Consider the following 24,474-nt stretch of genomic DNA (forward strand, 5'->3'; position numbering starts at 1 on the left):
GGGCCATGATGGACCTCATGCCCACCCCGTCGCCGCAGCCCAAACGCACCGGCAGGCCGCCACGCATCTCCCGCGCGGAGATCGTCGCGGCCGCCAACGCGGTGCTCGAAGCGGATGGGGTAGCAAAGCTGACCATGCGGCGTCTCGCGACCGAGCTGAGCTGCACGCCGATGGCGCTCTATCACCACGTCCGCGACAAAGAAGACCTGCTCCGCCTGCTGCTCAACGACTACGCCGACCAGTTCGTCTGGCCGGATCTTCCGGACGACCCAAAGGCACGCATCCGCATCGCGGCCACGGCGATGCGCGACGTCCTCGCCGCCCGCCCATGGGTCGTCGAGATCATTACGGCCGACGACCTCTTGGGCGTCTCGGCCCTATGGTTCAGCGAAACCATCATCGATGGTTGCGTCGTGGCCGGCCTCACCCTGGACCGGGCCGCCCACGCCTACCGCACCATCTGGGCCTACACCGCGGGCGATCTCGTCATCCGCAGCAAATCCGCGCGCCGCGCCGCCGAGGACCGCCCCACCTATCGCGAGCAGGTCTTCGCCGACTTGGACGCCGAAACCCTGCCGCGCCTGGCCGCCCTCGGCCCGCGCTACATCGCCCTCACGGCCGAGGACACCTATGACTACGGTCTCCGTGCCCTGATCGATGGTCTGTTGGACCAACCGACCCGCTCAGCTCAGAACGTGACGCGCTGATCCGCGGGCATGAAGAGCTTGTCGCTTTCTTTGACACCGAAGGTGTTGTAGAACTCCGCCAGGTTGCGGACCACCTGGTTGCAACGGAATTCGTTGGGGGAGTGGGTGTCACTGGCGAGGTAGCGGACGGTCAGTTCCTTGGTTTGCTTCTCGCGCCAGCTGCGGGCCCAGGACAGGAACATGGTCCGGTAGTCGGGGTTGTCGATGCCGCGCCGTTTTTCCGCGATGCGGAAGGCGGCCAACGTGATCTGGAGTCCACGCAGGTCGGCAAGGTTCTCGCCGACGGTGAGCTCGCCGTTGACGTGCTGGCTCGGGTCGAGACCCTCCGGCACCAGTGCGTTGTACTGATCGATGAGCTGCTTGGCCTTGGCGTCGAACGCGGCGCGGTCCTCGGGGGTCCACCAGTCGCGGCGATTGCCGTCGCCGTCATATTTCGAACCCTGGTCATCGAAGCCGTGGCCGATCTCATGGCCGATGGTCGCCCCGACCGCACCGAAATTGACTGCGGCCTGGGCATCCTTGTCGAAGAACGGCGGCTGGAGGTAAGCGGCGGGGAAGACGATCTGATTCGAGCTCGCCGAGTAATAGGCGTTCACCGTTTGCGGCGACATTCCCCATTCGGACTTGTCGACCGGACCACCGAGTCGGGCGAACGCGCGCTTGACCTCGAAATCGTTGATGGCGAGCAGCGATTCGATCAGCTTGCCCCTGGTGATCTTCAGCTTCGAGTAGTCGACCCACTTGTCCGGGTAGCCGATCTTGGGATCGATCTTGTCGAGTTTCGCGAGGGACGCTTCCCTGGTCGCCGGGGACATCCAGGTCGAGTTGGTGAAGTTTTCCCGGTACGCGGCGATCACATCGTCGAGCATTTCCTTCGCGCGCTGCTTGGCCTCGGGCGGAAAGTACTTCTCCACGTACACTTTTCCGAGTTGCTCACCGAGCTTCTCGTCGACGATTCCGACGCCGTACTTCCACCGCTCCGGCCGCTCTTCCTGACCGTTGAGCACCCTGCCCTTGAACTCGAAGTTCGCGTCGTTGATGACCTTGGGCAGGTATGGGGCGAACTCCCGGAGCACGCTCAGCTTCAAATAGTCACGCCACGTGGGGATGTCGACCTCGGTCCACAACTGGCCCGCCGCCGTGATGAAGGACGGCTGGCCGACCACCATTGTCGCGAACAGTTCACGCGGGCGGTCGGTGTTCCCGGCCAGCCACGGGTCCCAATCGAATCCCGGTGCGAGAGCGACCATATCGGTCCAGCTGTATACGTTGTACGTGGCGTCGGCATCACGGTTGCGCACGTTGTCCCAATGCGCGGGCGCGATGCGTTTCTCCAGATCGAACACGCGCTGCGCCATGCCCGCGGGATCGGCGAAGCCGGCGCCCGCGGCGATGCGTTCGAGGAAGACCCGATACTGCGCGAGCACTTCGGCGTGTTCCGGTTTCCGGTAGTACTGCTCGCCGAGCCCGAGTCCGGACTGCCCGACCGAGGGGATATAGGCGTTCGAGTTCTTCCGATCCGTGCCGATACCGAGGCCGATCAGGCCACCGATCGGCAACTCGGCCATTACCTTCGCCAAGTCGGCCTTGGTCGCCGCGCCGTCCACCTTGGCGAACAGACCGGCCAACGGGGTCATCCCCAGTCGTTCGATCTCGTCCCAGTCCACCCGGGCGTCGTACAGGTCGCGGATCTGCTGCTCCTCGGACCCCGCCTTCGGATCCTTGATGCCCTCGACGATCTCGCGCAGCTGCTGCTGAGTGCGTTCGAACGCCTCACTGGTCGAGCCGAAGGAGGTCTTGTCCGGCGGCAACTGGTACTCGCGCAGCCACTTCCCGTTGACATGCCGGTACAGGTCGTCCTGCGGTCGGATCGCCTCGTCCGCACCGCCCATATCGACTCCGGTGAGCGTCTTGGGCGTCTCGGTCGTGTCGTTCGAGCAGGAAACCAACACGGCGGCGGCCGGAACCGCCCCGAGCGCGATCAAGAATGCACGACGGTCCAGCTGTCCGAGACGTGTCACGAGGATTCCTCTCCCGATGCGGCCCCGCCGCATCCTCGTCAGGCGCGATTTGTTCGCCCGAGGCTACCCGCCGTCAGCGTTCGCCTGCTGCCCGTCTCAGAGCGTGACGCGTTGGTCCGGTGCCAGGAAGAGCTTGTCCCCGGCCACGACGCCGAAGGTGGGGTAGAACTCGGCGATATTGCGGACCACCTGATTGGCGCGAAACTCGTTGGGCGCGTGTACGTCCCTGGCGAGCAGCAGCTCCTTGGTCTGCTTGGTCGCCTGCTGCCGCCAGATCCTGGCCCAGGACAGGAACACGGTCGCCAGGTTCGGTTGTTTACCGTCCCGCTCGGCGGCGGCGCGGCATGCGGCCAGTGCGATCTGCAGCCCGCGCAGATCCGCGAGGTTCTCGCCGACGGTCAGCGCGCCGTTGACGTGCTTACTCGGATCCAGACCCTCGGGCACCAGCGCGTTGTACTGCTCGATGAGTTGTTTCGTCTTGGCCTCGAACGCGGCCGTGTCCTCGGCGGTCCACCAGTCGCGCCGGTTGCCGTCGCCGTCGTACTTGGCGCCCTGATCATCGAAGCCGTGCCCGATTTCGTGGCCGATCACCGCCCCGATGCCGCCGAAGTTGACCCCGGGTTCGGCATCGGCGTCGAAGAACGGCGCCTGCAGGATGGCGGCGGGGAAGGTGATCTGGTTGGCGGTCGGGTCGTACATGGCGTTCACCGTCTGCGGCGGGAAGCCCCACTCGGCGCGGTCGACCGGCGTGCCGAGCTTGCCGAAGGCGCGCGCCTCTTCGAAAGCACGGGCGGCGCGCACGGATTCGATCAGCTTGCCCCGGGTGATCTTTACCCCGGAGTAGTCGATCCAACTGTCCGGGTAGCCGATCTTGGCGACGATTTTGTCCAGTTTTTCGAGGGCGGCCGTTCTGGTCGGCGGCGACATCCACGAGGAATTGGTGAAGTCCTGCCGGTAGGCGGCCATCAGATCGGCGACCAGGGCTTTGGCGCGGTCCTTGGCTTGCGACGGAAAGTGCTCGGCCACATACAGTTTGCCGAACGGTTCGCCGAGATACTGATTGACCGTCGCGAGCCCGTCCTTCCACGGCTCCTGCCGCTGATCGCGGCCCTGCAGCGCCTTGTCGACGAAGTCGAACGCCGCGTCCGCGACGGCCTTGGGCAGGTAGGGCGCGAACCCCTTGACGACGCTGACGCGCAGGTACTCCCGCCACTGGGCGATATCGACGTCGGCCCACAGCTGGCCCGCGGCCGTGACGAACGACGGCTGCCGGACCACCAGGCTCTCGAAGAGCTGTTTCGGCCGGTCGGTGTTGCCCGCCAGCCAGGGATCCCAGTCGAATTGCGGTGCGAGCTTCGCCAATTCGGCCCAGTTGAGCAGGTTGTAGGTGGTGTCGGGGTCTCGGTCGCGGACGCTGTCCCAGTGTCCAGCGGCGATCCGGGTCTCCAGATCGAGCACCCGCTGCGCGGTGGCCGCGGGGTCGGTGGCGCCCGCGCTCGCGGCAATGCGTTCCAGATAGGTCCGATAGGCCGCGAGCTGCTGGGCGTACTCGGGGTCGCGGTAGTACTGCTCGTCCAGGTTGGCGTCGATGCCCGACTGGCTGATCATGGCGATGTAATTGCCGGAGTTCCGCTGGTCGACCACGACCTGGAGCCTGATCAGACCCGCGATCGGCAGCGCGCCCATCAGGCGCGCCAGATCCGGCTTGGTCGCCGCGCCGTCGATCGCGGCGAACAGATCGCCGATCGGCGTCATGCCGAGCCGCTCGATCTCGTCGCGATCGAGCGTGGCGTCGTAGAGATCGCGGATCTGCTGCTCCGTCGAGCCGGGCCGCGGATCTCGGATGCCTTCGACAATGCCGCGCAACTGCTGCTCGGTGCGGTCGTTGGCCTCGTCGAAGGACCCGAAGGTCGACTTGTCCGGCGGCAGCCGATACTGCTGCAGCCAGGTGCCGTTGACGTGTCGGTAGAGGTCGTCCTGCGGTCGGATCGCCGGGTTCGCGCCCGCCATGTCGACGCCGGCCAGGCGGACTTCCGATACCTGGGACTGCTGGGAGCAGGAGGCCAGCGCCGCGGCGGCGGGCACCGCCCCGAGTGCGAGCAAGAAAGCGCGGCGATCGAGGCGGGCGGACGAGCTCAAAAGCATCCCCTTTTCGGTACGGTCGAGCCGAACGGTGTATCTCCTTTTGATCTTGCTCGATCCGAGGGTAGCGGCGCGAAACGACTCGCCAGCAGTGACGCCGGTCGCAAACATGACCCGGATTTGGGCCGACCTGCGAATTCACCTACACTAGACCGGTTGCCTGCGGGAGCTATGCCCGCAATCCGGCAGCGAACCCCCAGTGGTTGGTTCTCGAGTTGCACACTCAGGCCGAAGAAATCGCTGGCAGGCGCGCGTCCGGAGGGCAACTGACCATGCCCGTCGGGTCGGCAATCCGGCGTGCGTATACGTCCAGGTCAAGGAGGAGCTGAAGTGATTCAGCAGGAGTCGCGACTGCGCGTCGCCGACAACACGGGTGCGAAGGAAATTCTCTGCATCCGCGTTCTCGGTGGTTCGTCACGTCGCTATGCCGGTATCGGCGACATCATCGTCGCCACCGTGAAGGACGCTGTCCCCGGTGGCAACGTCAAGAAGGGTGAGGTCGTCAAGGCCGTCATCGTGCGCACCACCAAGGAGCGCCGTCGCCCGGATGGTTCCTACATCAAGTTCGACGAGAACGCGGCCGTGCTGATCAAGGCGGACAACGACCCGCGTGGCACCCGCATCTTCGGCCCGGTCGGGCGCGAACTGCGTGAGAAGAAGTTCATGAAGATCGTTTCGCTGGCCCCGGAGGTGCTCTGACATGAAGGTGCACAAGGGCGACACCGTGCTCGTCATCTCGGGTAAGGACAAGGGCGCGAAGGGCAAGGTCATTCAGGCCTACCCGGAACGCAACCGGATCCTGGTCGAGGGCGTGAACCGGATCAAGAAGCACGTCGCGAACTCCGCCAACCAGCGCGGCGCCTCTTCGGGCGGCATCGTGACCCAGGAAGCTCCGATCCACGTGTCCAACGTGATGATCGTCGACTCCGATGGCAAGCCGACCCGCGTCGGCTACCGGACCGATGAGGAGAGCGGCAAGCGGGTCCGGATCTCCCGTAACAACGGGAAGGACATCTGAGCATGACTACCACTGAAAACCAGCCGCGTCTGAAGGCGCGCTACCGTGCCGAGATCAAGGACGCGCTGAACAGCGAGTTCAACTACGCCAACGTGATGCAGATCCCCGGCGTGGTCAAGGTTGTCGTGAACATGGGTGTCGGCGACGCCGCCCGGGACGCGAAGCTGATCAACGGCGCCGTCAAGGACCTCGAGCTGATCACCGGTCAGAAGCCGGAGATCCGCAAGGCGACCAAGTCGATCGCGCAGTTCAAGCTGCGTGAGGGCATGCCCATCGGTGCGAAGGTCACGCTGCGTGGCGATCGCATGTGGGAGTTCCTCGACCGCCTGGTCTCCATCGCGCTGCCCCGTATCCGCGACTTCCGCGGCCTGTCGCCGAAGCAGTTCGACGGCAACGGCAACTACACGTTCGGCCTCAGCGAGCAGTCGATGTTCCACGAGATCGACGTGGACTCCATCGACCGCCCGCGCGGTATGGACATCACCGTCGTGACCACCGCGACGAACAACGAAGAGGGCCGCGCCCTGCTCAAGCACCTCGGCTTCCCGTTCAAGGAGAACTGACGATGGCCAAGAAAGCACTGCGAATCAAGGCCGAAGCCAAGCCGAAGTTCGCTGTCCGCGCCTACACCCGCTGCCAGCGTTGCGGTCGTCCGCACGCCGTCTACCGCAAGTTCGGCCTCTGCCGCGTCTGCCTTCGCGAGATGGCGCACCGCGGCGAGCTGCCGGGCGTGCACAAGAGCTCCTGGTGAGCTTGCGCTCTTCGTGAGTGCACTCGCGTAAGCGAAATACCGTACAAAGGCACGGCCTCCTGTGAGGCCGTGCCTTTGCGCGTTGATTCGCGCTTGTTTCGATGGTGATTTCGCCGAGGGCTTGTCGGGCGCGGAATCCAGCGGAACCGGGGCGACGTCTGGTGCGTCATACAAGGAACAGGGGGTCGCCATCGAGAGGAGTGGGCCATGGGAGATCCATCGTCGCTATCGGTTGAGCCCGAAGAGGTGAAAGCGTTGGGGCGCATGGCCTACCAGATCGCGGACGAGTTGAAGTCCGGGTACGCGTCGCTGGTAACCGACACGAAGGTGACGATCGACAGCTGGGCGGGGAACAACGCGAGCGTTTTCACTGCCGCGTGGGATGAGTTCCACGAGGGAGCGGACCAGGTGTGGGATGCGTTGTTCGAGCTGGCAGAAAAGCTGGGAGTGACTGCCGAGACGCTCCGCGCGACCGACCAGTCGTTCGCCTCGGGCGTCAGCTCCCTGGACCTACCCTGAACAGGCCGATCCCATGACTGCCGATACACCAGCATTCTCGGTCGAACTCGACAAGCTCGAGGAGTTGGCCGCACGCATGCGCGCCTACAAAGCGGCCGTTGCCGATCGTCTGGCGGAACTCGAGGCGAAAGCCAAAGAAGTCGAGGGCGTGTGGGTCGGCGGCGCGGCGGTTGCCTATAGCGAGGCGCACCGGGAATGGGTGGCCGGGGTTACCGATATGCAAGACGGCCTCGCGGCTCTCCAGGATGCCCTGAAGAAGGCGCACGAAAGCTATACCACCGCCGGATCCCAGGCCCTACGGATTCTCGGCGTATGAGCGACAAACTCGAGGTCGACCCGAAGGTCTACTACCAGGCCGCCATCAACTGCTTCGACGCCGCCGCCGCACTGAACGACAGCTTCAAATACGTCTTCGGCGAACTCAACAGCTGCGGACAGATGGCAGGCCGAGACGAAGACGGCCGCGCATGGGCAGCCTCGTACGACGAGTCGGCCCGCGAAGCCGTGTCATTCTTCGACCAGACCTTTTCGACCCTTCGCGCATACGGCACCGCTCTCAACGACATCGGTTTCGAACACGCCAAGTCCGATGCCGCCCTGAAGGGAACAGCGCAGCCGGACAGACCGCAGGACAAGGCATCAACAGTGACCTTCGGGCCCTACGCCCTCCCCGCGTCAGCCGCGGGCGGAACCCCACAGGGCCTGACCCAAGCGTCCATCGAAGTACTAGACGCCATCAATTGCCCCCTCTCAGACGGCAATACCGACACCCTCGCCAAGGCGGCCGACGCCTGGGATCGCCTCGGCACGATCTACCAGAACACCAACGCCAAAGACAAGATCACCATTGCGGCAAGCCTTTTCGATGGCGTCACGTCCAGGGATGCAGTGCAGGTCCGGGAGGACCTGAAAACCCTGGAAACCTCCATCGGAGCCCTACTCGACACGTGCAAACAGATCAGCAAATCTTGCACCGACTACAAGAATGCGATCCAAGAGCTCCGCGACGAGGTCAAGGGATTCATAGAATCCATCATCGCGGAAGCCGCCATCAACGTGGCGGTCATCGTCATAGCCTCATGCCTAACTGGCGTCGGCGGCGTAATCGCCGGCGCCAAAGCCGCCGACTCCGCACGAAGATGGGCCGAAAAGATCAAAGCGGCCGTCACCGCCTGGCGCGCCCGTAAAGCCCTGCAGCTCAAGGGCTTGGCCGACGACGCCAAGGCCGCGATGGCCAAAGCCAAACAGGCCGTCAAAGACCTGCACGAGCGACTACGCAAGAAAGGCGATGACGCCGGAAAGGCTCCCAAAGCTTCCCTCAAGAACGAACTGGACAGGGCACAGACTTGGACCGGTGGAAACTTGCCGACCAAGGGTGGGCCGCAGAACGGATATCTCGTCAAACGTGATGCTGATGGAAACATCACGAATTACTCTTTCTACGACAGTGATGGTGTGGCGACCAAACGTGTAGACTTGACCGGCGACTCGCATTTCAATAAAGCGACAGGTCAAACTATCCCGACGCCGCACGTCGTTGACATTCAGAAGTACGTGAAGCCGGATACGGGAGAGATCTTCGCCAGGACCGATCGCAACAATGTCAGGCCCGCGCTACCCGAGGAGATCCCATAGTGGAAATCGAAGACTCCGGAACAGAATTGTCGAAGATATTGGCCAATTCCAGGAGTAGCGATAATGCGACCCGGGTCAGTGCCATTCCTGAGCTCGGTCGGTATATCGATCAGCGTAGTGCTCGCGATAGGCTCGAACAAATCATGGTAGAAGACGAAATCGTGACCATGCGTGTCGACGCGGCAGAGCAGCTCGCTCGGTACGGTGGAGAAAGTGGACTCCTTGCGGTACTGAATGAATTAGGGCGGCGTAGCAAAGATTCAGATATAGACTACACGGCATATATGCTGAGCGAGCTCGACAATTTTGGCGAGTTTCCAGTTCTCAGTAAGGCGATGTCGATCGACAAAACGTTAATGTCGCCCGATGCGGAAATTGGACTGCAGAATCTGCGCGAACTCATGCAACAGTAGGTGCCGCGAGCTCGGTGCCCATACGAGTGAACGCATAATCTGACTGACCCCGATGTCGACTACATCGCCTACCGTCTGTATGAACTCATCGTAGCTTCGACGACAGAGCGGGCGAATCGGCTGCGGCGGGTGAACTCCTTCGATGGGCGACGAAGTCGCTGACGGGTGGCGACGCGAGGCTTCAGACCACGGATTCCACTTCACGCTGAATATCGACGCTGAGGAAGTCCGGGGCTGCGAGCACTCGGCGGAGCATGAAGCGGATGAACAGTGGCATGTCGGCGGCGCTCTCGTCGCGGTACACGTGGGGGTTGTCGACTTCGTAGTGGCGTCGCCTGGACTGGAGTTGACATCCGCCTGCGGCGAGAACGTTTCGCACCCAATCGGATTCGGGGCCGTACGTCAGCGCGATCACGTAGCGGTCGCCGCGCCGGAAGGCCCAGAGTGGGGTTCGGAAGATCCGACCGGACTTACGTCCACGATGGATCACTACCGCCCATCCCGGGGCCCAGGGGGCGATGAACCTGGTGAGCCGGTTGAGGCCGACCCGGTTGACGTGTGCGACCCATCGTGGAGCAGGCATCTCAAGAACTCCTCACTTGTGGAATTACTGCGTTCAGCGTATCGCGACGCCCAGCAGAAAATCAACGGTTGTAGAGTTTCTGGCATCATGCCTCCGATTGGACGACGTCCGGGCAAGACCGATACCCGGGAAGTGCTGCTGGCGACGGCACGCCGCAGATTCGCCGAAGCCGGGTACGACAAGACGACCGTGCGCGAGATCGCCGCGGCCGCTGGCGTCGATCCCGCGCTGATCAGGCACTATTTCGGCAGCAAAGCCGACCTGTTCCGCGCCACCATGGGTTGGCCGTTCGAGCCGGCGGAGATCGCAGCACGCATCACCGATGGCGACCCGAGCGAAACAGCGGAGCGACTGACACGCGTGTTCTTCGAAGCGTGGGACCGACCGGAAACCCGTGCCCCGCTGCTGGCAATCCTGCGCGGCGCCGCAACCCACGAGGAGTCGGCCAACCTGGTCCGCCAGTTCATCCAGGGGCAGATATACGCCCAGCTCGCGGCAGCCCTACCTGGCTCGGATGCGGAATTGCGGATCGACCTGGCGATGGCCCAACTCCTCGGCATCGCCTACCTGCGCTACATCTTGCGGGTAGAGCCCATCGCCTCGGAAAGTCTGGATGAATTGATCACGCGAGTCGCCCCGACGATCAAGACTCATCTGGACGTCTGATTCCGCAGGGGCGGCGGCTGATGGCTTACGGCAGCAGGGTGTCGATAGCTCAGTTCTGCTGGCCCAGCAGTTCCAGCGAGCGCTGGTGCGCGCTGAGTGCCAGGGCGGTTTCCCGCGCAGCGTCGGAGCCGCCTTGTTCGGCAAGGTACGTGTGCAGATCGGCCTTGGCCTTGTACCAGGCGGCGCGTTCGATGGCGTCGGCCTCGGCGGTGGGGCGGTTCAGAGTCAGGGCAGTCATTTCGACCATGACGTTCACCCGCAATTCCTCCTCGACGGTGTTTCAGATGTTTCGGTCGGTACACCGTGACTTGCGTTCGAAGTGTTACGCCAGTCGGGAGTACCCAACTAGTGTGCGCAGCTCTATCTCTGTGCAGTAGAGGTCACGTGACGTTCGCTGAGATGTCCTCTGGAGGTTGCTGGATCGCGTATGTGCGGACCTGATGGTCGGCAGGACACCTGCTGCAGGCGTATTGCGCGGTTGTGGCGTTCAATATGCTGCAAGATTGCCAGTGGGTGTCCTGCGCAATGAGCCCGGCGTCGATCGGTTTTCCGGCCGAGGCTGGCGAGCACGTACCCAGCCATCGACCCGACCAGAGGCGCGTCGCCGCCCAATATCTTCCGGATGAAGGTCACTGCGTCGGCATGGGCGGGATCGTCGGTGTACGGACGCACAGCGGCTTCGGCTTGCCTCCGTGCGTCGGACTGGGCACTCTGAATCGCCTCGAGGAGTAGCCGCCGCAGTTGAACCTCACCAAGCCGCAATGCCTGCGGCGTGAGGCGAAGGTCGGTGACGTTGCCGTGGCCGTCGACCGTGGCGCTCAGCTCGCCGTTGCGTGATCCGGCACGGACCGCGATCTGCGCGAGAGAGCGTTGCACAGCTTCATTTTTGCTACGCCATTCGGTTGCTACGAGGCGCTGCTCTTCGTTCCACTGGTCCAAGTAATCCACGATGACTCCTGAATTTCGGCCTGTTCGGACGGGCTACCGCACTACTCGCGATAGAAACCGACTTGGTAGTCGCATTTCTCGTCCACCGTAAATGGCTCGCGTATATATTTTCCCAGCTCTATGGCCTGCTCTGGAGAGACATCGTAGCCGTATATTTCTATGCCTTCTTCGATGCCTAGCATCTTCTTCAGGGTTGGAAGCTCTAAACCGTGTAGCGGGTACTCGACGACCAACGTTCCGGTCTTTTTGTCGTGGGCTTCTAGGTAGTTCAAATTATCTCCAGGTTTTGTGGCGAATCGCTTTTGTCAGCGGTCACATTACTCACCGTCCCGGCTTACGACCGGCCTCCGGTGGTTTATTCCGTGTACCCGAATTGGCGTCGTACTCGCCCAGGTGCTTGCCGTTCTTGCTGTACTTCTCGACGGCACCGTGTTGGTAGTCCCACGCGTAGAGATTGCCGTCGTTGGCTTCCCACCGCTGTCTGTACCGTGGCCCGACCTTCTTGACCGGCCGTGCTTTCGGAAACCCAGGCAGCCCACCTTTCGGTGGCGGCACGTAGTTGTGGCTGTTTCCACCTGTATTGGTGCTGGCATTGAACTGGGTCGGGTTGGCTTCGAGCAGCGGTTGCAGTTCAGTCGCCACCCCGATCACTGCCGCACCGGCAGCGACGGTGACTCCGGCCGCGACGGCGGCGGCAGGCTTCGGAGGAACTAGACGAGTTGATAGCGCGAGTCACCGTGGTGATCCAGACCCATCTGCACGTTTGATCCCACCAAGGCTGCTTAACAACTCGCGACGGATGTCCGGCCCCGCGATGGCGCTTCTGCGGAGTGGGGCCATTATGGGGCCATCGAGAGTATGGTCGGAGTCATGACGACGATCAACTATCGCACCGACGATGAGACGAACAACTTGCTCCGTGACCAGGCCGCCGCCGAGGGGGTGAGTATGAATGCGCTGATCAACAAGGCTGTGCAGGAGTACTTGGCTCGACACGCTCACCGCGACCGGGTGCGCGCGCTCGCTGCCAGTGAGGTGACTCGTTGGGCCGAACTCATGGAGCGGCTCAAGTGACTGAGTACCTCGACCTCGAGGATGTGCTGCACATCGCCGAGGTCGCGTTCGGTGGACCAGTGCAGGTACGGGATATCGGTCTCCTCGACTCTGCGGTTCACCGCCCATCTTCGGGAATGTTCGGGCAGGAGGCGTACGGGGATCTGTTCGACAAGGCTTCTGCGCTGATGCAATCCCTGACCTTCAATCACCCGTTCGTTGATGGCAAGAAGCGCACGGCATGGATCGCGGCAGTGGTGTTTCTGGGTCTGAACGGAGTGACTTTGCCCCTCGATGTCGACGGCGCGGAAGCATTGGTCGTGGAAGTCGCCAAAGGCTCCATCGAGGATGTTCGAGACATCAGCGCGCGATTGCGGGCTTTGAAGTAGCGTCGGTAACCCCCTCGCGGCGAGCGGCCCGACCCCGATTTTGCCCCAAGCTGGGCGTTGTCTACACTAGACCGGTTGCCTGGGCACATCTGTGTCCGCAGGTCTGTGTGCAGTGACTGCATCGGCCCGCGGCCCGCCCTGGCACCGAGAACTCGTATGAGAACTCAATCCGGTCGGCAAGTGTCGGCCGGACCAGCCCCATTGCTGTAGGCCCACGGTTGGCATGCCATGTGTATGCCCACGTTGTATGGGAACCGCGGCGAGAAAGGTGTCGAGGTCTAACCATGACCATGACTGATCCGATCGCAGACTTCTTGACGCGTCTGCGCAACGCCAACTCGGCGTACCACGATCAGGTGAAGGCTCCGCACTCGAAGCTCAAGGCGAACATCGCCGAGATCCTCAAGCGCGAGGGTTACATCGCCGATTACCGGACCGAGGACGCGACCGTGGGCAAGAGCCTCGTCGTCGACCTCAAGTACGGCCCCAGCCGTGAGCGCAGCCTGCAGGGCCTGCGCCGCGTCTCGAAGCCGGGTCTGCGTGTGTACGCGAAGTCCACCAACCTGCCCAAGGTCCTGGGCGGCCTCGGCGTGGCGATCATCTCCACGTCGACCGGTCTGCTCACCGATCGCCAGGCGGCCAAGCAAGGTGTAGGCGGGGAAGTCCTCGCCTACGTCTGGTAAGGGGAGGTAGACAAATGTCGCGTATTGGCAAGAAGCCCATCGCAATCCCGGCCGGTGTCGAGATCACCATCGACGGCCAGCACGTGTCGGTGAAGGGTCCCAAGGGCACCCTGTCGCACACCGTCGCCGAGCCGATCACCATCGTCAAGGGCGAGGACGGCCAGCTCGAGGTCGTTCGCCCGAACGACGAGCGGCAGAACCGTTCGCTGCACGGCCTGACCCGCACCCTGGTCGCCAACATGGTCGAAGGCGTGACCAAGGGCTACGAGAAGAAGATGGAAATCTTCGGCGTCGGTTACCGCGTGCAGGCCAAGGGCTCGAACCTGGAGTTCGCTCTTGGCTACAGCCACCCGGTGCCGATCGAGGCGCCGGAGGGCATCACCTTCGCGGTGGAATCGCCCACCAAGTTCTCCGTGTCCGGAATCGACAAGCAGGCGGTCGGTCAGATCTCCGCTGTGATCCACGGACTGCGTAAGCCCGACCCGTACAAGGGCAAGGGCATCCGCTACGCCGGCGAGGTCGTTCGCCGCAAGGTCGGAAAGACGGGTAAGTGATCATGGCGCAAACCGAAAACCAGATCGCCAAGCGCAAGCCGCGTGGCAAGGACGTGTCGACGACGCGTCGGCTGTCGAAGACCCGCCGTCACTTCCGTCTTCGCAAGAAGGTCGCAGGCACCACCGAGCGTCCGCGCCTGGTGGTCAACCGCTCCTCGCGGCACCTGCACGCACAGTTGGTCGACGACTCGCTGGGCAAGACCATCGCCGCCGCGTCCTCGATCGAGGCCGATGTGCGCGCGCTGGACGGCGACAAGTCGGCCAAGAGCAAGAAGGTCGGCGCACTGCTGGCCGAGCGTGCCAAGGCTGCCGGTATCGAGGCGGTCGTGTTCGACCGTGGTGGTCACGACTACCACGGCCGCATCGCGGCGCTGGCCGATGCCGCTCGCGAAGGCGGGTTGAAATTCTGATGATCAAGAACAACGGAAGGAACGTCTGATGCCGGGACGTCAACGGCGTGACGGCGGCAACGGACCCGCCGGACAGCAGAATGGCGCCGCTGGTGGCGGCGACAACCGGGACGGCCGCGGCGGCGGTCGCGACCGCCGTGGTGGCGGCGATCGCCGCGACCAGCAGGCTGAGAAGAACCAGCTCGAGCGCGTCGTCGCGATCAACCGCGTCTCCAAGGTCGTGAAGGGTGGTCGTCGCTTCAGCTTCACCGCCCTGGTGATCGTCGGTGACGGCAACGGTCTGGTCGGCGTCGGCTACGGCAAGGCCAAGGAAGTTCCCGCGGCCATCCAGAAGGGTGTCGAAGAGGCCCGCAAGAGCTTCTTCCGCGTCCCGATGATCGGCAGCACCATCGTCCACCCGGTTCAGGGTGAGGCGGCGGCCGGTGTCGTCATGCTGCGCCCGGCCAGCCCTGGTACCGGTGTGATCGCCGGTGGTGCGGCTCGTGCCGTGCTGGAATGCGCTGGTATTCATGACATCCTGGCGAAGTCGCTCGGTAGTGACAACGCCATCAACGTCGTGCACGCGACGGTTGCGGCACTCAAGATGCTGCAGCGTCCGGAAGAGGTCGCGGCTCGCCGTGGCCTGCCGCTCGAGGACGTTGCCCCTGCGGGCATGCTGCGTGCGCGCGCCCAGGCTGCGGGAGGTGCCAGGTAATGGCAGATCTCAAGGTGACCCAGATCAAGAGCACGATCGGCGCCAAGAAGAACCAGCGTGAGAGCTTGCGCACGCTCGGTCTGCGCAAGATTCGGCAGACCGTGGTTCGTGAGGACAACCCGCAGAACCGGGGACTCATCAACGTCGTGCGCCACCTCGTGACAGTTGAGGAGGTCTGACATGACCATCAAGTTGCATCACCTGCGTCCCGCGCCCGGTGCCAAGACCGAGAAGACTCGGGTCGGCCGTGGTGAGGGTTCCAAGGGTAAGACCGCGGGCCGTGGTACCAAGGGCACCAAGGCACGCAAGAACGTCCCGGCCGCCTTCGAGGGTGGGCAGATGCCGCTGCACATGCGGCTGCCCAAGCTCAAGGGCTTCACGAACCGGTTCCGCACGGAATACCAGGTCGTGAACGTCGGTGCCATCGCCAAGCTGTTCCCCGAGGGTGGCGAGATCGGCAAGGCCGAGCTCGTTGCCGCCGGCGCGGTTCGCAAGAACCAGCTGGTCAAGGTCCTCGGCGACGGCGAGATCGGTGTCGCGGTCCAGGTGACCGTCGACAAGGTCACCGGCGCGGCCAAGGAAAAGATCACCGCGGCCGGTGGCACTGTCACCGAGCTGGGCTGACGGTACTCTGCAATCAGTGGCACCGGACGAGTGAAAGCTCGTCCGGTGCCACTGTTAGAGTTCAAGTTGTTGTCTGCCAAGCCTCGTCATGGTTTTCAGCGTCCCCAGATGCCGGTTCGCCGGATCTGGGGTATTGCTTGAAATATCCATGTCCTGACCATGTCGTTCGCCAGGAGGATCTGTGCTTTCCGCCTTCGTATCGGCCTTCCGGACTCCGGACTTACGGCGGAAGATTCTCTTCACGCTGGGGTTGATCGCGCTGTACCGGCTGGGTGCGTCGCTGCCGTCCCCTGGTGTCGATTACAAGGCCGTCCAGGAATGCATCAAGGAAGTATCCGGTGGTGAAGACGCCGGTATCTACCAGCTGATCAACCTGTTCTCCGGCGGAGCGCTGCTACAGCTGTCGGTGTTCGCGATCGGCATCATGCCGTACATCACCGCGAGCATCATCATCCAGCTGCTGACCGTCGTCATCCCGCGGTTCGAGGAACTGCGCAAGGAAGGCCAATCCGGCCAGACCAAGATGACGCAGTACACCAGGTACCTGTCGATCGCGCTCGCGGTCCTGCAGGCCACCGGTCTCGTCGCGCTCGCGTCGCGCGGCCAGCTGTTGCAATGCCAGCAGGACATCATCGCCGACAACGGCATCTTCGCGATGATCATCATCGTGCTGGTGATGACCGCCGGTGCCGCGCTGGTCATGTGGTTCGGTGAGCAGATCACCGAACGCGGCGTCGGTAACGGCATGTCGCTGCTGATCTTCGCCGGTATCGCCGCGCGCATCCCGACCGAGGGCAAGTCGATCCTGGACAGCCGTGGCGGACTGGTGTTCGGCCTGGTGTGTGTCGCCGCGCTGGCGATCATCATCGCCGTGGTCTTCGTCGAGCAGGGTCAGCGCCGCATCCCGGTCCAGTACGCCAAGCGCGTGGTCGGCCGCAAGATGTACGGCGGCTCCTCGACCTACCTGCCGCTGAAGGTGAACCAGGCGGGCGTCATCCCGGTCATCTTCGCGTCCTCGCTGCTGTACCTGCCGAACCTGGTTTCCCAGCTGACCTCCTCGCAGAACAACCCCAACCCGAGTTGGTGGCAGGAGATCATCGCGAAATACCTGGTCAACCCGGGTAACCCGGTCTACATCGCGATCTACTTCGGTCTGATCGTGTTCTTCACCTACTTCTACGTCGCGATCACCTTCAACCCGGAGGAACGCGCGGACGAGATGAAGAAGTTCGGCGGCTTCATCCCGGGCTACCGCCCCGGCAAGCCCACCGCGGACTACCTCAACTACGTACTGAGCCGCATCACCCTCCCCGGCTCGATCTACCTCGGCCTCGTTGCTGTGCTGCCGAATCTGTTCCTCGATATCGGTTCGTCCGGCGGTGCCCAGAACCTCCCGTTCGGCGGCACCGCGGTGCTGATCATGGTGAGTGTCGGCCTGGACACGGTGAAGCAGATCGAAAGTCAGCTGATGAATCGTAATTACGAAGGGTTCCTCAAGTGAGAGTTGTACTGCTCGGTCCGCCGGGTGCCGGCAAGGGCACCCAGGCCGTCCTCTTGTCGGAAAAACTGGGCGTCCCGCACATCTCCACCGGGGATCTGTTCCGCGCGAACATCAGCCAGCAGACCCTGCTCGGCCGCGAAGCGCAGAAGTACATGGACGCAGGCGATCTGGTGCCGAGCGAAGTAACCAACCGCATGGTCGAGGCCCGCGTCAACGAGCCCGACGCCGCGAACGGCTTTGTGCTGGACGGCTACCCGCGCACGGTCGATCAGGCCGACGCGCTGGAGAAGATCCTCAAGGACATGGACACCAAGCTCGACGCGGTGCTGTGTTTCGTGGTGGCCGAGGACACGGTCGTGGAGCGGATGCTCGCTCGCGGCCGCGCCGACGACAACGAAGACGTGATCCGCAACCGGCTCCGGGTGTACCGCGAGGAGACCGAGCCGCTGCTGGAGCACTACGACGGACTGGTCGTCTCGGTGGACGGCGTCGGCGAGGTCGACGAGGTCAACGCCCGCGCACTGCGGGCGCTGGGACATTGATGGCAGGCGCCAGGACATTGATGGCAGGCGCCAGGACATCGATGGCGGGCGCCGGGACATTGCTGGCCCGCATCGGGGCAATGCTGCCGCGCACGATGGAGCGCTGAGGCCGGATGGTCTTCAAACGCAAGAAGAAGGTCGTGCCGTTCCGCACGGCGGGCGAACTCGACGCCATGGCGGCGGCGGGCGCGATCGTCGGCCGTGCGTTGGTCGCCGTACGCGCTGCCGCCAAGCCAGGGGTTTCCACCCTGGAGCTCGACGAGGTCGCCGAGCAGCTCATCCGGGACGCGGGTGCGGTGCCGTCCTTCAAGGGCTACCACGGTTTCCCCGGCTCGATCTGCTCGTCGGTGAACGACCGTGTGGTGCACGGGATTCCGACCGCCGACGAGATCTTGACCGAGGGCGACCTGGTCTCCATCGACTGTGGCGCCATTCTCGATGGCTGGCACGGTGATTCGGCGTGGACATTCGGCGTCGGCAACATCATCGAAGCCGACCGGCTGCTCAGCGAGGCGACCAAGCTGTCGATGGAGGCCGGTATCGCGGCCATGCTGCCCGGTAATCGGCTCTCCGACGTCTCGCACGCCATCGAGCTCGGCACCCGCGCGGCCGAGCGGGAGCACGGTCGCGCGTACGGCATCGTCGACGGCTACGGTGGCCACGCCATCGGCCGCGAAATGCACCTCGATCCGTTCCTGGCCAACGAAGGCGACCCGGGCAAGGGACCGAAACTCGTTGTGGGGTCGGTACTTGCGATCGAGCCGATGTTGACCCTTGGCACGACGCAAACACAGGTGCTCGACGACGACTGGACCGTCGTCACCGTCGACGGCACCCGTGCCGCGCACTGGGAGCACACGGTCGCCGTCACCGAAGACGGCCCCCGCATCCTCACCCTGCGCCCGGAGTAGGTGCCCAGCGCACAGTGTCGAACACTGCGCCGGACTTGCTGTGCCTACGCTACGCGCCGTTGATCCCGTGCCGACCCCTCTGCACGGAGATCAAGCGGCGCAACACTATCCGCGACGCTGTGGGTCTGTGACGCTGCGTGGCGAGGAGTCGAACCGCACCGACGCCAGAACGGTGAACCGTTCTGGACGATCTCGCCTCGTGCTCCGGTCCGGCACTATGCGCCGGCAACCGAATGATGGACGATACCCAGCCGCATCGCTGGATCGGTGTCGTCGTTCCTTGCGCCCGCGGCGCCTGACCGTGACGTTGTGTGCCCGAGCCGCGCTGCCCGGTGTCGAAATCAGTCGACGTTTATTTGCCTGATTTCTCGGTTACCTGAACGATGCCGTCAGCGTATGTCGGGGCGAGTGCCGCGGACGCGAGTAGGCGACTACTCGAATCTGCTTGCCGCGCCACGCGGTTCGCGTTCTCGCCACTCTCGGCCTGCGCTGCGTGGCCGCGGGAAAATGGCTCTGGCGTGCGAATTCCGTTGCGGCAGGTAGCTTGCGAGTGACAATCGTCGCCGACGAAAAAACCCTGCGATGAGTGCACTCATCGCAGGGTTGTGCTGTGCGAGATTCAGTCGGCGGCGCGCAGGGCGGCGCGAAGCACCAAAGTCACCAGGGGCAAGTCGAATTCGCCCTCGGCCGTCTCTGGCCTGGTGTGCAGGTAATCGGTGATGCGGCGCAGCACCTCGGCTCGCTGCTGTGGCGACACCACCAGGGTGTGCGAGTGCGTTCCGATGGTCGCGGCAAGGGAATCCGCGGTCCGCCGTTGCGCGTGCGGGAACTCTGCCCGTTCGAAGACCTCGAACAGCGGATGCTCGGGCAGCATCGTCCCGCCCGGCTCCGGCGGCGGAGCCGAGGCATCCGACCTGGCGACCCGGGCCAATTCGGCGACCCACTCGACCCGCATATCGTCGGTGTTCCACAGGGCCGCGAAAATCCCGCCTTTCCGTAACACCCGGGCGAACTCCGGAAAGGCACGGTTCTGATCGAACCAGTGGAACGCCTGCCCGGCCACAATGGCGTCCACCGATCCGGCGGCCAGCGGAATCTCCTCCGCGGTCCCCTCGTACGCGCGGACCCCGGGCAGCCGCCGCATCAGCTCGACGCGCATCCCGTCGTCGGGTTCGACCGCGATCACGGTGGCACCCGCGGCCAGCAGGCCCTCGGTCAGCTTGCCGGTGCCGGCACCGAGGTCGAGGACGACCGGCGCCGGGATGGTCGGTATGGGCTCCAGCGCCCAGCGGATGGCCGCCAAGGGGTAGTCGGGCCGGTGCTCGGCGTAGTCGGTCGCGTGGGCGCCGAAGGAGGTTGCCCGTCGGGCATGAAGGGCACGCTTGCTCGCTTCTCGATCAGTCGTATTCCCCATGCGCCCCACCCTAAGTCCGGGCACCGCCCGTGCGTGCGTTATTTACGACGCGCCGGGCAAGCGCCGCACGCCAGCGCATACCTCGGCGGCCAGATCGTCGTAGCCGACGGCCAGTTCCGCCAGGCGCTGCCACGCGTCCCACAGATCCCACTCGGAGGCACTCGCCAGTGCCGCGTAGGCGTTGGCGGTGAACTGCGCGAGGCGGTCGATCACGGCCCCGACGGTTTCGGTGTGCACATGCGCGGCACCGTGCGCGGGCGGCAGCTGCACGGTGATCCAGCGGTCGATGTCACGCACCAAACTCGCACGGCGCGCGTCGATTTCGTCGGCCACCTCGCGGCAGGCGCCGAGTCGTCGCTCGTGCAACGTGGTCAGCTCGTGCGCGCACCGCAGCAGCGGGTTTCCCTCCGGGTGTTCACCCCGGCAGGCTTGCAGCACTTGATGTTTGGCGGGAAGCTGTCCCGTCGTCATCGCAACCCCAGATTCCGGCACGAGCGAACGGTGTCCACGATGGACGCCCCGGATGGTCGAAACCCGTTCTCCGGGGCGATAATCCACTCGCGATACCCGGCATGGGCGTCGGCCGGCGACGGCAGCGCTATCTCGCCGCCGGTCGGCACGATCGATACGTTGAGCCGGAACAGTTCGGCGAACAGGCGCACGTCGTCGGGCAGATCGGGCCGGACCAGGAAGGTCCATCGTTTCGACCGCACATGAGAGATTACCGGCCCCAAGGGATTTCGATGATGTATCAAATCGTCATGGACCTGCTGACCCAGCGTGGCAGGCATCGTGATCGCGCCGACGAATCCGGCGCGGACGATGATCCGGCCGATCTCCGGATGAAATCCGGCGGGGAGGTCGCAGGTATGTCGGTAGTAGGCGCATCGGGCGGCTGGTGTTTCCGCCAACGCCAGTTGGTCCATGGGGAGCCTCGACTAGCATCGTGTGTCTGGTGAAGCCGCCCGAGCCGGTGCGTCCTAGGCACTGAGGGTGACCTACGACACCGTTTCGGGCGTGAGCTTCAGTAGAGCACCCCATGGATCGGGATAAACGTTCCGTTCAATTAGTTCTCGAGAAGTTCGCCTAGCCGCCGGTTACCGGTGGGTGCGGTATGGGTCATCCGCGAGGTGTACACCTGACGGCGTATGTACAGGCCAGCAAGTTCAGGGTTAATCACCGATGCGGCGGCGGAGCGGGGTCCATACGCTCGTCGGTATGACAACGATTGCTCTCGCTTCCGCGCCAGCCCTGGCCAGTACCGCTGAAACGGCGGGCTCGATCGCCCTCGGTGTGCTCACCATCGCCGTCGTGCTCGGCGGCGTCATCTTGTTCATCGCCGGTGTGGTCAGCGCGCTACGGTCCAGCAACTATGCGGCGGCCGGTAAGGCGATCTGGGTGCTGCTCATGCTCGCGTTCCCGTTCCTCGGCCCGCTGGTGTGGTTCATCTGGGGCCGCAACTCGACCATCCAGCCGGTGGTGCACTCGAACTCCGCCGGGTGACGGCTCAGGGGGTGGTCCGGAAGAACAGCACGCGATCACCGTGCTCGGCGAGCGGGGTGGTCGCGCTGATCTGCCGCAGGCCACTGGCCGGCAGATAGGTCAGGTTGGCGAACATCTGGGTGTTGCCGAACGCGGCGCGCAGTTTGGTCTCGGTCGCGCGGTCGGCGTTCAAATCGGCGAGCATCTTGAAGTCCAGGGGCGCCAGCGGTTTGTCCAGCGGCGCCTGTCCGGCCGGACGGCCGAGTGCGGCGTACTGGGTCGCCGCCCCGTGTTCGTACCAGCACAGCTCGTAGGCGACGTGTTCGGTCACGGTGATCGCGGCGACCGGCCAATCTTGGGAAAGACGCATCGCCAGCGGATGTTTCCCGACCGGCGTCAGCTCCCAGTGCAGGCTCATCACCGTCACCCAGCCGCCGTACGGCTGATCGATCAGCACCACGTCGTCGCCGAGCTTCTCCGCCGTATTCACCTCGGCGTCGGTGATCTTCCAATGCTCGTCGTGTTCGCCGAGGTAGCTGGCGCGATCCAGCGGATAGGCGTCGTCGGTCGCGTAGGCGCCGATGATCGCCGCGCGGATCTGCGCGATCGCGTCCGGGACCGGGCAGTACACGCTCAGCGCGCCGAAGCTGGTACCGATCTGCACCGGCATCGACGGCGGGTCGGGCTCCGCGCCGGGTAGCAGCGGCCGCAGGCCGACAAGGGCCAGCTTCCAGTTGATCTCCTCGACGGTCGACAGATCGCCCGAGGACTTGAACAGGATCTGCTGCTGGGTCAGCCGTCCGGCCTGCTCCAGGGTGCGGCAACCCAGCTCGGCGAGCGCCTTGTACGACTTGGGGGTGAGGTCGAGATCTTGAATCCCGCAGGCGCGCAATCGGATCGACATGCTCGTCGAGGTGAACGCGGAATACCGCTCCCGATACATCGAGAGGGCCTGCTTGCGGGACCGGCCGACCATCAGCGTCCGCAGCAACGTGCTCAGGCTCGCCAGGTATTTGCCGGAGAGCTCCGGATTCGCCGCGGCCAGCGCGCTGCGAATCCGTGCCGCCTCCTCGGTCGCCGCCACCGCGGCGTCCTGGTCGAGACGTCCCAGCCACACGCCGCACTTGGACAGGCCGTCGGCGCACAGCCCCGCGACCTCGGGATGGATTCGCGCCAGTTGCCGATAGGCGTCACACGCGCGCCGGATAGTGGTGGTCGCCAGTTCCCTGCGGCCGCTGTGCCTGGCCGCGAGTTCGACCGACCTGAGGGCCTCGTTCAGCTCGCCCGCCAGGCGTGCGTTCAACACCTGCCCGGTGGCGAGCAGACGGAGCCGGATGCCGACCGCCTCCTCGGCGGGGGCGAGGGCGTCCCGGGTGCGGTCCCGTACCGACCCGTTGGTCTTGGTGGCGATAAATGCCTTCGCGAGTTCACCGAGTGAGGTGGCCAGCCGAAGGTCGGCCTCGACCGAACGGTCGAGCGCCGCATACCGATCCGCGGCGACCTGACGCTCCAGCGCGTCCAGATCCATCGCGTCCCTCGTTTCCAGCATGATCCTCCGCCGACGAGCGGCACCGAGACGCCGCACCTTCTGGGCTCCGAGTCTGTCACGGTTGCCGGAGCGGCGCACCTGAATCTTTTTCGATCTCCCGCCGGATCGGTCCGTCAGCGGGGTTTCAGCGAACGGGTGCTGTTGTCTTCGGCAATCTCGAAAGCCTTTGCGGCTTTGCGTAATTCCCGCGTCTGCTCGGTGAAGCGGTCGATGTTGTTCTGTAGCGAGGCATAGAGGTTGTCCCGGCCGGCCAGGTAGCCCTTCTCACCGTTCGCGAACTGTTCACCGGTCTTGTCGTCGCCCCAGCAGGCGCCCCGGCCGTCGGCCGAGGTGCGCAGGTTTTTCAGAATGCTCTCGACCTTGTGTGTGCATGCTTCGAAATCTGTTGCCGCCGATCGGAAACCGCGGGTATCGACTTCGATGTTGTCAGCCATGATGCGCTCCTTGGTGCCGGTGTTGCCGAGTCGGGTCAGTGTTCGGCGAGATCACGGATGGCTGCCAGATCCGGGGCGGTATGCAGCTCGGCGCGAGGGTCGACGACCCCGGCGAACGAGTCGTGCGGATAGGTTCTGGCATGCCGCAGCGCGTCCGTCGCGGACAATCCGGCGGCATACGCGTCGCCGAGCCGCATCCGCCACAACCCGGCGGCGAGCTTCCCGTCCGCACCCGCCGCGACCAGCGGAAGGTAGTCGGCCGCGTCGCCGGTGACCGACGCCCACAGGTAGCCGAGCATCGTGTTGTTCTTGACGATCGGCAGGAACTGCACGGCGGCCGTCGTTTCCGTCGGATAGTTCGGCGGCGCGGGCGCACTGACCAGCGGACCCCATCCTTGCGTCCGGTCCGCGGGCGTGCCGTCCGGGAACATGCCGTCCTGGATGATCGGACCCGGACCCAACGGCGGGCCGTCCGGGTTCAGTTCATTCCAGATCGCTTCGAGGCTCGCGGCCGCCGTGGGGGTGGCGTCGGCGGCGATCCCACCGCCGTCCGGGTCCTCCGGCTCGCCGATCCAGCGTTCGATGGCGGCGGACGGAGTGAGGCCGGCCGCTGCCGCCTCGTTCAGCCGGCGTTCCCAGGTGAACAGACAGGTCAGGTTGTCGCCCGCGACCGCGAGGCGACGTTCGAAGCCTGCCGCGTTCCCGGTCGGCGACGCCCAGAGATATCCGATCAGGGTGCCGTGCAGCGTGACCGGGAGGTAGACGACCGGCAGGCGGGTCCACTTCGCAAAGGTGCCGGATACGGAGCTATTACTCATCGGGCTCGATTCT

Annotated in this window: 35 protein-coding genes; 22 read left to right on the top strand and 13 right to left on the bottom strand. The window is 64.3% G+C overall.

The window, feature by feature from the left end; all coding sequences use genetic code 11:
• Positions 1–17: 17 nt before the first annotated feature.
• Positions 18–707 carry a TetR/AcrR family transcriptional regulator gene (locus KV110_RS04615; RefSeq protein WP_218473723.1) on the top strand — a complete coding sequence of 230 codons (690 nt, stop codon included), beginning with the start codon at positions 18–20 and terminating at the stop codon, positions 705–707.
• On the opposite strand, the gene KV110_RS04620 is transcribed toward KV110_RS04615, so the two are convergent.
• Positions 689–2,728 carry a M13 family metallopeptidase gene (locus KV110_RS04620; RefSeq protein WP_246634346.1) on the bottom strand — a complete coding sequence of 680 codons (2,040 nt, stop codon included), beginning with the start codon at positions 2,726–2,728 and terminating at the stop codon, positions 689–691. The two genes, KV110_RS04615 and KV110_RS04620, sit on opposite strands and share 19 nt — an antisense overlap.
• Positions 2,729–2,824: 96 nt before the next feature.
• Positions 2,825–4,873: a M13 family metallopeptidase gene (locus KV110_RS04625; protein WP_218473728.1), complete on the bottom strand. Its 2,049-nt coding sequence runs from the start codon at positions 4,871–4,873 to the stop codon at positions 2,825–2,827.
• A 327-nt stretch (positions 4,874–5,200) separates the two neighbouring features.
• On the opposite strand from KV110_RS04625, the gene rplN reads away from it, so the two are divergent.
• The 8 genes from rplN (at position 5,201) to KV110_RS04665 (ending at position 9,206) form a co-directional block, all read left to right on the top strand.
• Positions 5,201–5,569, top strand: coding sequence for a 50S ribosomal protein L14 (gene rplN, locus KV110_RS04630; RefSeq protein WP_107654146.1), 369 nt, complete (start codon positions 5,201–5,203; stop codon positions 5,567–5,569).
• Position 5,570: 1 nt separating this feature from the next.
• The gene (rplX, locus tag KV110_RS04635) at positions 5,571–5,888 is read left to right on the top strand and encodes a 50S ribosomal protein L24 (RefSeq protein ID WP_107654147.1); all 318 of its coding nucleotides are present in this window, start codon (positions 5,571–5,573) and stop codon (positions 5,886–5,888) included.
• A gap of 2 nt (positions 5,889–5,890) precedes the next feature.
• Positions 5,891–6,451 carry a 50S ribosomal protein L5 gene (gene rplE / locus KV110_RS04640; RefSeq protein WP_218473730.1) on the top strand — a complete coding sequence of 187 codons (561 nt, stop codon included), beginning with the start codon at positions 5,891–5,893 and terminating at the stop codon, positions 6,449–6,451.
• A gap of 2 nt (positions 6,452–6,453) precedes the next feature.
• Positions 6,454–6,639 (top strand): type Z 30S ribosomal protein S14, encoded by a 186-nt coding sequence (locus KV110_RS04645; RefSeq protein WP_040731429.1) that lies wholly within the window; start codon positions 6,454–6,456, stop codon positions 6,637–6,639.
• A 207-nt stretch (positions 6,640–6,846) separates the two neighbouring features.
• Positions 6,847–7,158, top strand: coding sequence for a WXG100 family type VII secretion target (locus KV110_RS04650; protein WP_218473733.1), 312 nt, complete (start codon positions 6,847–6,849; stop codon positions 7,156–7,158).
• Between the two features lie 13 nt (positions 7,159–7,171).
• Positions 7,172–7,474, top strand: a complete 303-nt coding sequence (locus KV110_RS04655; protein WP_218473735.1) for a WXG100 family type VII secretion target — start codon at positions 7,172–7,174, stop codon at positions 7,472–7,474.
• Positions 7,471–8,793 (top strand): polymorphic toxin type 24 domain-containing protein, encoded by a 1,323-nt coding sequence (locus KV110_RS04660; RefSeq protein ID WP_218473738.1) that lies wholly within the window; start codon positions 7,471–7,473, stop codon positions 8,791–8,793. The genes KV110_RS04655 and KV110_RS04660 overlap by 4 nt, the downstream gene beginning before the upstream one ends.
• Positions 8,793–9,206, top strand: coding sequence for a hypothetical protein (locus KV110_RS04665; protein ID WP_218473740.1), 414 nt, complete (start codon positions 8,793–8,795; stop codon positions 9,204–9,206). Before KV110_RS04660 ends, KV110_RS04665 begins: the two co-directional genes overlap by 1 nt.
• Before the next feature lie 181 nt (positions 9,207–9,387).
• Here KV110_RS04665 and KV110_RS04670 read toward each other — a convergent pair whose 3' ends face one another.
• Positions 9,388–9,789 (bottom strand): nitroreductase family deazaflavin-dependent oxidoreductase, encoded by a 402-nt coding sequence (locus KV110_RS04670; RefSeq protein WP_218473742.1) that lies wholly within the window; start codon positions 9,787–9,789, stop codon positions 9,388–9,390.
• 87 nt (positions 9,790–9,876) lie between these two features.
• On the opposite strand from KV110_RS04670, the gene KV110_RS04675 reads away from it, so the two are divergent.
• Positions 9,877–10,455, top strand: coding sequence for a TetR/AcrR family transcriptional regulator (locus KV110_RS04675; RefSeq protein ID WP_218473745.1), 579 nt, complete (start codon positions 9,877–9,879; stop codon positions 10,453–10,455).
• 49 nt (positions 10,456–10,504) lie between these two features.
• Here KV110_RS04675 and KV110_RS04680 read toward each other — a convergent pair whose 3' ends face one another.
• From KV110_RS04680 to KV110_RS04695, 4 genes are all read right to left on the bottom strand, one after another.
• Entirely contained in the window at positions 10,505–10,702 is a 198-nt protein-coding gene (locus KV110_RS04680; RefSeq protein WP_246634684.1) for a hypothetical protein, read from the bottom strand.
• Between the two features lie 113 nt (positions 10,703–10,815).
• Positions 10,816–11,403, bottom strand: a complete 588-nt coding sequence (locus KV110_RS04685) for a YbaB/EbfC family nucleoid-associated protein (protein WP_218473748.1) — start codon at positions 11,401–11,403, stop codon at positions 10,816–10,818.
• 41 nt (positions 11,404–11,444) lie between these two features.
• Positions 11,445–11,675 (bottom strand): DUF7683 domain-containing protein, encoded by a 231-nt coding sequence (locus KV110_RS04690; protein WP_218473750.1) that lies wholly within the window; start codon positions 11,673–11,675, stop codon positions 11,445–11,447.
• Between the two features lie 49 nt (positions 11,676–11,724).
• The gene (locus KV110_RS04695; RefSeq protein ID WP_218473752.1) at positions 11,725–12,054 is read right to left on the bottom strand and encodes a colicin E3/pyocin S6 family cytotoxin; all 330 of its coding nucleotides are present in this window, start codon (positions 12,052–12,054) and stop codon (positions 11,725–11,727) included.
• A gap of 219 nt (positions 12,055–12,273) precedes the next feature.
• On the opposite strand from KV110_RS04695, the gene KV110_RS04700 reads away from it, so the two are divergent.
• From KV110_RS04700 to map, 11 genes are all read left to right on the top strand, one after another.
• A complete protein-coding gene (locus KV110_RS04700; protein WP_218473753.1) occupies positions 12,274–12,477 on the top strand; it encodes a CopG family transcriptional regulator in 204 nt (67 codons plus the stop codon).
• Positions 12,474–12,845, top strand: a complete 372-nt coding sequence (locus tag KV110_RS04705; protein ID WP_218473755.1) for a type II toxin-antitoxin system death-on-curing family toxin — start codon at positions 12,474–12,476, stop codon at positions 12,843–12,845. The genes KV110_RS04700 and KV110_RS04705 overlap by 4 nt, the downstream gene beginning before the upstream one ends.
• A 284-nt stretch (positions 12,846–13,129) precedes the next feature.
• Positions 13,130–13,528, top strand: a complete 399-nt coding sequence (gene rpsH / locus KV110_RS04710) for a 30S ribosomal protein S8 (RefSeq protein ID WP_014981717.1) — start codon at positions 13,130–13,132, stop codon at positions 13,526–13,528.
• A gap of 14 nt (positions 13,529–13,542) precedes the next feature.
• A complete protein-coding gene (gene rplF / locus KV110_RS04715) occupies positions 13,543–14,082 on the top strand; it encodes a 50S ribosomal protein L6 (protein ID WP_218473757.1) in 540 nt (179 codons plus the stop codon).
• 2 nt (positions 14,083–14,084) lie between these two features.
• A complete protein-coding gene (gene rplR / locus KV110_RS04720) occupies positions 14,085–14,492 on the top strand; it encodes a 50S ribosomal protein L18 (RefSeq protein WP_246634347.1) in 408 nt (135 codons plus the stop codon).
• A 28-nt stretch (positions 14,493–14,520) separates the two neighbouring features.
• Positions 14,521–15,186 (top strand): 30S ribosomal protein S5, encoded by a 666-nt coding sequence (gene rpsE, locus KV110_RS04725; RefSeq protein ID WP_218473758.1) that lies wholly within the window; start codon positions 14,521–14,523, stop codon positions 15,184–15,186.
• The gene (rpmD, locus tag KV110_RS04730) at positions 15,186–15,365 is read left to right on the top strand and encodes a 50S ribosomal protein L30 (RefSeq protein WP_218473760.1); all 180 of its coding nucleotides are present in this window, start codon (positions 15,186–15,188) and stop codon (positions 15,363–15,365) included. Before rpsE ends, rpmD begins: the two co-directional genes overlap by 1 nt.
• A gap of 1 nt (position 15,366) precedes the next feature.
• Positions 15,367–15,810 carry a 50S ribosomal protein L15 gene (gene rplO / locus KV110_RS04735; protein WP_014981722.1) on the top strand — a complete coding sequence of 148 codons (444 nt, stop codon included), beginning with the start codon at positions 15,367–15,369 and terminating at the stop codon, positions 15,808–15,810.
• Positions 15,811–15,991: 181 nt separating this feature from the next.
• Positions 15,992–17,311 (top strand): preprotein translocase subunit SecY, encoded by a 1,320-nt coding sequence (gene secY, locus KV110_RS04740; protein ID WP_218473762.1) that lies wholly within the window; start codon positions 15,992–15,994, stop codon positions 17,309–17,311.
• Positions 17,308–17,853 carry an adenylate kinase gene (locus KV110_RS04745; protein ID WP_218473764.1) on the top strand — a complete coding sequence of 182 codons (546 nt, stop codon included), beginning with the start codon at positions 17,308–17,310 and terminating at the stop codon, positions 17,851–17,853. The genes secY and KV110_RS04745 overlap by 4 nt, the downstream gene beginning before the upstream one ends.
• A 113-nt stretch (positions 17,854–17,966) precedes the next feature.
• Entirely contained in the window at positions 17,967–18,764 is a 798-nt protein-coding gene (map, locus tag KV110_RS04750; protein ID WP_218473766.1) for a type I methionyl aminopeptidase, read from the top strand.
• A gap of 619 nt (positions 18,765–19,383) precedes the next feature.
• On the opposite strand, the gene KV110_RS04755 is transcribed toward map, so the two are convergent.
• The 3 genes from KV110_RS04755 to KV110_RS04765 are packed head-to-tail and all read right to left on the bottom strand — an operon-like array spanning position 19,384 to position 21,104.
• Positions 19,384–20,178: a class I SAM-dependent methyltransferase gene (locus KV110_RS04755; RefSeq protein ID WP_218473768.1), complete on the bottom strand. Its 795-nt coding sequence runs from the start codon at positions 20,176–20,178 to the stop codon at positions 19,384–19,386.
• 42 nt (positions 20,179–20,220) lie between these two features.
• Entirely contained in the window at positions 20,221–20,649 is a 429-nt protein-coding gene (locus KV110_RS04760; RefSeq protein ID WP_218473769.1) for a DUF4254 domain-containing protein, read from the bottom strand.
• The gene (locus tag KV110_RS04765) at positions 20,646–21,104 is read right to left on the bottom strand and encodes a DNA-directed RNA polymerase subunit beta (protein ID WP_218473771.1); all 459 of its coding nucleotides are present in this window, start codon (positions 21,102–21,104) and stop codon (positions 20,646–20,648) included. Before KV110_RS04765 ends, KV110_RS04760 begins: the two co-directional genes overlap by 4 nt.
• Positions 21,105–21,396: 292 nt before the next feature.
• Between KV110_RS04765 and KV110_RS04770 the strand changes: the two genes are divergently transcribed.
• Positions 21,397–21,681 carry a PLD nuclease N-terminal domain-containing protein gene (locus tag KV110_RS04770; RefSeq protein WP_218473773.1) on the top strand — a complete coding sequence of 95 codons (285 nt, stop codon included), beginning with the start codon at positions 21,397–21,399 and terminating at the stop codon, positions 21,679–21,681.
• 4 nt (positions 21,682–21,685) lie between these two features.
• On the opposite strand, the gene KV110_RS04775 is transcribed toward KV110_RS04770, so the two are convergent.
• The 3 genes from KV110_RS04775 to KV110_RS04785 all read right to left on the bottom strand — a co-directional run bounded on the left by KV110_RS04775 (position 21,686) and on the right by KV110_RS04785 (position 24,461).
• Positions 21,686–23,209: a hypothetical protein gene (locus KV110_RS04775; RefSeq protein ID WP_246634348.1), complete on the bottom strand. Its 1,524-nt coding sequence runs from the start codon at positions 23,207–23,209 to the stop codon at positions 21,686–21,688.
• Positions 23,210–23,322: 113 nt separating this feature from the next.
• Positions 23,323–23,643: a WXG100 family type VII secretion target gene (locus KV110_RS04780; protein ID WP_218473775.1), complete on the bottom strand. Its 321-nt coding sequence runs from the start codon at positions 23,641–23,643 to the stop codon at positions 23,323–23,325.
• A gap of 35 nt (positions 23,644–23,678) precedes the next feature.
• Positions 23,679–24,461 carry a hypothetical protein gene (locus KV110_RS04785; protein ID WP_218473777.1) on the bottom strand — a complete coding sequence of 261 codons (783 nt, stop codon included), beginning with the start codon at positions 24,459–24,461 and terminating at the stop codon, positions 23,679–23,681.
• Positions 24,462–24,474 lie beyond the last annotated feature (13 nt).

The sequence above is a fragment of the Nocardia iowensis genome, from assembly GCF_019222765.1.
GTDB classification, from domain to species: Bacteria; Actinomycetota; Actinomycetes; order Mycobacteriales; family Mycobacteriaceae; genus Nocardia; species Nocardia iowensis.

Coding starts and splice junctions, on each gene's coding strand:
- KV110_RS04615 (WP_218473723.1), top strand. CDS start 18: ATGCCCACCCCGTCGCCGCAGCCCAAACGCACCGGCAGGCCGCCACGC.
- KV110_RS04625 (WP_218473728.1), bottom strand. CDS start 4,873: ATGCTTTTGAGCTCGTCCGCCCGCCTCGATCGCCGCGCTTTCTTGCTC.
- rplX (WP_107654147.1), top strand. CDS start 5,571: ATGAAGGTGCACAAGGGCGACACCGTGCTCGTCATCTCGGGTAAGGAC.
- rplE (WP_218473730.1), top strand. CDS start 5,891: ATGACTACCACTGAAAACCAGCCGCGTCTGAAGGCGCGCTACCGTGCC.
- KV110_RS04645 (WP_040731429.1), top strand. CDS start 6,454: ATGGCCAAGAAAGCACTGCGAATCAAGGCCGAAGCCAAGCCGAAGTTC.
- KV110_RS04650 (WP_218473733.1), top strand. CDS start 6,847: ATGGGAGATCCATCGTCGCTATCGGTTGAGCCCGAAGAGGTGAAAGCG.
- KV110_RS04655 (WP_218473735.1), top strand. CDS start 7,172: ATGACTGCCGATACACCAGCATTCTCGGTCGAACTCGACAAGCTCGAG.
- KV110_RS04660 (WP_218473738.1), top strand. CDS start 7,471: ATGAGCGACAAACTCGAGGTCGACCCGAAGGTCTACTACCAGGCCGCC.
- KV110_RS04670 (WP_218473742.1), bottom strand. CDS start 9,789: ATGCCTGCTCCACGATGGGTCGCACACGTCAACCGGGTCGGCCTCAAC.
- KV110_RS04675 (WP_218473745.1), top strand. CDS start 9,877: ATGCCTCCGATTGGACGACGTCCGGGCAAGACCGATACCCGGGAAGTG.
- KV110_RS04680 (WP_246634684.1), bottom strand. CDS start 10,702: ATGGTCGAAATGACTGCCCTGACTCTGAACCGCCCCACCGCCGAGGCC.
- KV110_RS04700 (WP_218473753.1), top strand. CDS start 12,274: ATGACGACGATCAACTATCGCACCGACGATGAGACGAACAACTTGCTC.
- rpsH (WP_014981717.1), top strand. CDS start 13,130: ATGACCATGACTGATCCGATCGCAGACTTCTTGACGCGTCTGCGCAAC.
- rplF (WP_218473757.1), top strand. CDS start 13,543: ATGTCGCGTATTGGCAAGAAGCCCATCGCAATCCCGGCCGGTGTCGAG.
- rplR (WP_246634347.1), top strand. CDS start 14,085: ATGGCGCAAACCGAAAACCAGATCGCCAAGCGCAAGCCGCGTGGCAAG.
- rpsE (WP_218473758.1), top strand. CDS start 14,521: ATGCCGGGACGTCAACGGCGTGACGGCGGCAACGGACCCGCCGGACAG.
- rpmD (WP_218473760.1), top strand. CDS start 15,186: ATGGCAGATCTCAAGGTGACCCAGATCAAGAGCACGATCGGCGCCAAG.
- rplO (WP_014981722.1), top strand. CDS start 15,367: ATGACCATCAAGTTGCATCACCTGCGTCCCGCGCCCGGTGCCAAGACC.
- map (WP_218473766.1), top strand. CDS start 17,967: ATGGTCTTCAAACGCAAGAAGAAGGTCGTGCCGTTCCGCACGGCGGGC.
- KV110_RS04755 (WP_218473768.1), bottom strand. CDS start 20,178: ATGGGGAATACGACTGATCGAGAAGCGAGCAAGCGTGCCCTTCATGCC.
- KV110_RS04760 (WP_218473769.1), bottom strand. CDS start 20,649: ATGACGACGGGACAGCTTCCCGCCAAACATCAAGTGCTGCAAGCCTGC.
- KV110_RS04765 (WP_218473771.1), bottom strand. CDS start 21,104: ATGGACCAACTGGCGTTGGCGGAAACACCAGCCGCCCGATGCGCCTAC.
- KV110_RS04770 (WP_218473773.1), top strand. CDS start 21,397: ATGACAACGATTGCTCTCGCTTCCGCGCCAGCCCTGGCCAGTACCGCT.
- KV110_RS04775 (WP_246634348.1), bottom strand. CDS start 23,209: ATGCTGGAAACGAGGGACGCGATGGATCTGGACGCGCTGGAGCGTCAG.
- KV110_RS04780 (WP_218473775.1), bottom strand. CDS start 23,643: ATGGCTGACAACATCGAAGTCGATACCCGCGGTTTCCGATCGGCGGCA.
- KV110_RS04785 (WP_218473777.1), bottom strand. CDS start 24,461: ATGAGTAATAGCTCCGTATCCGGCACCTTTGCGAAGTGGACCCGCCTG.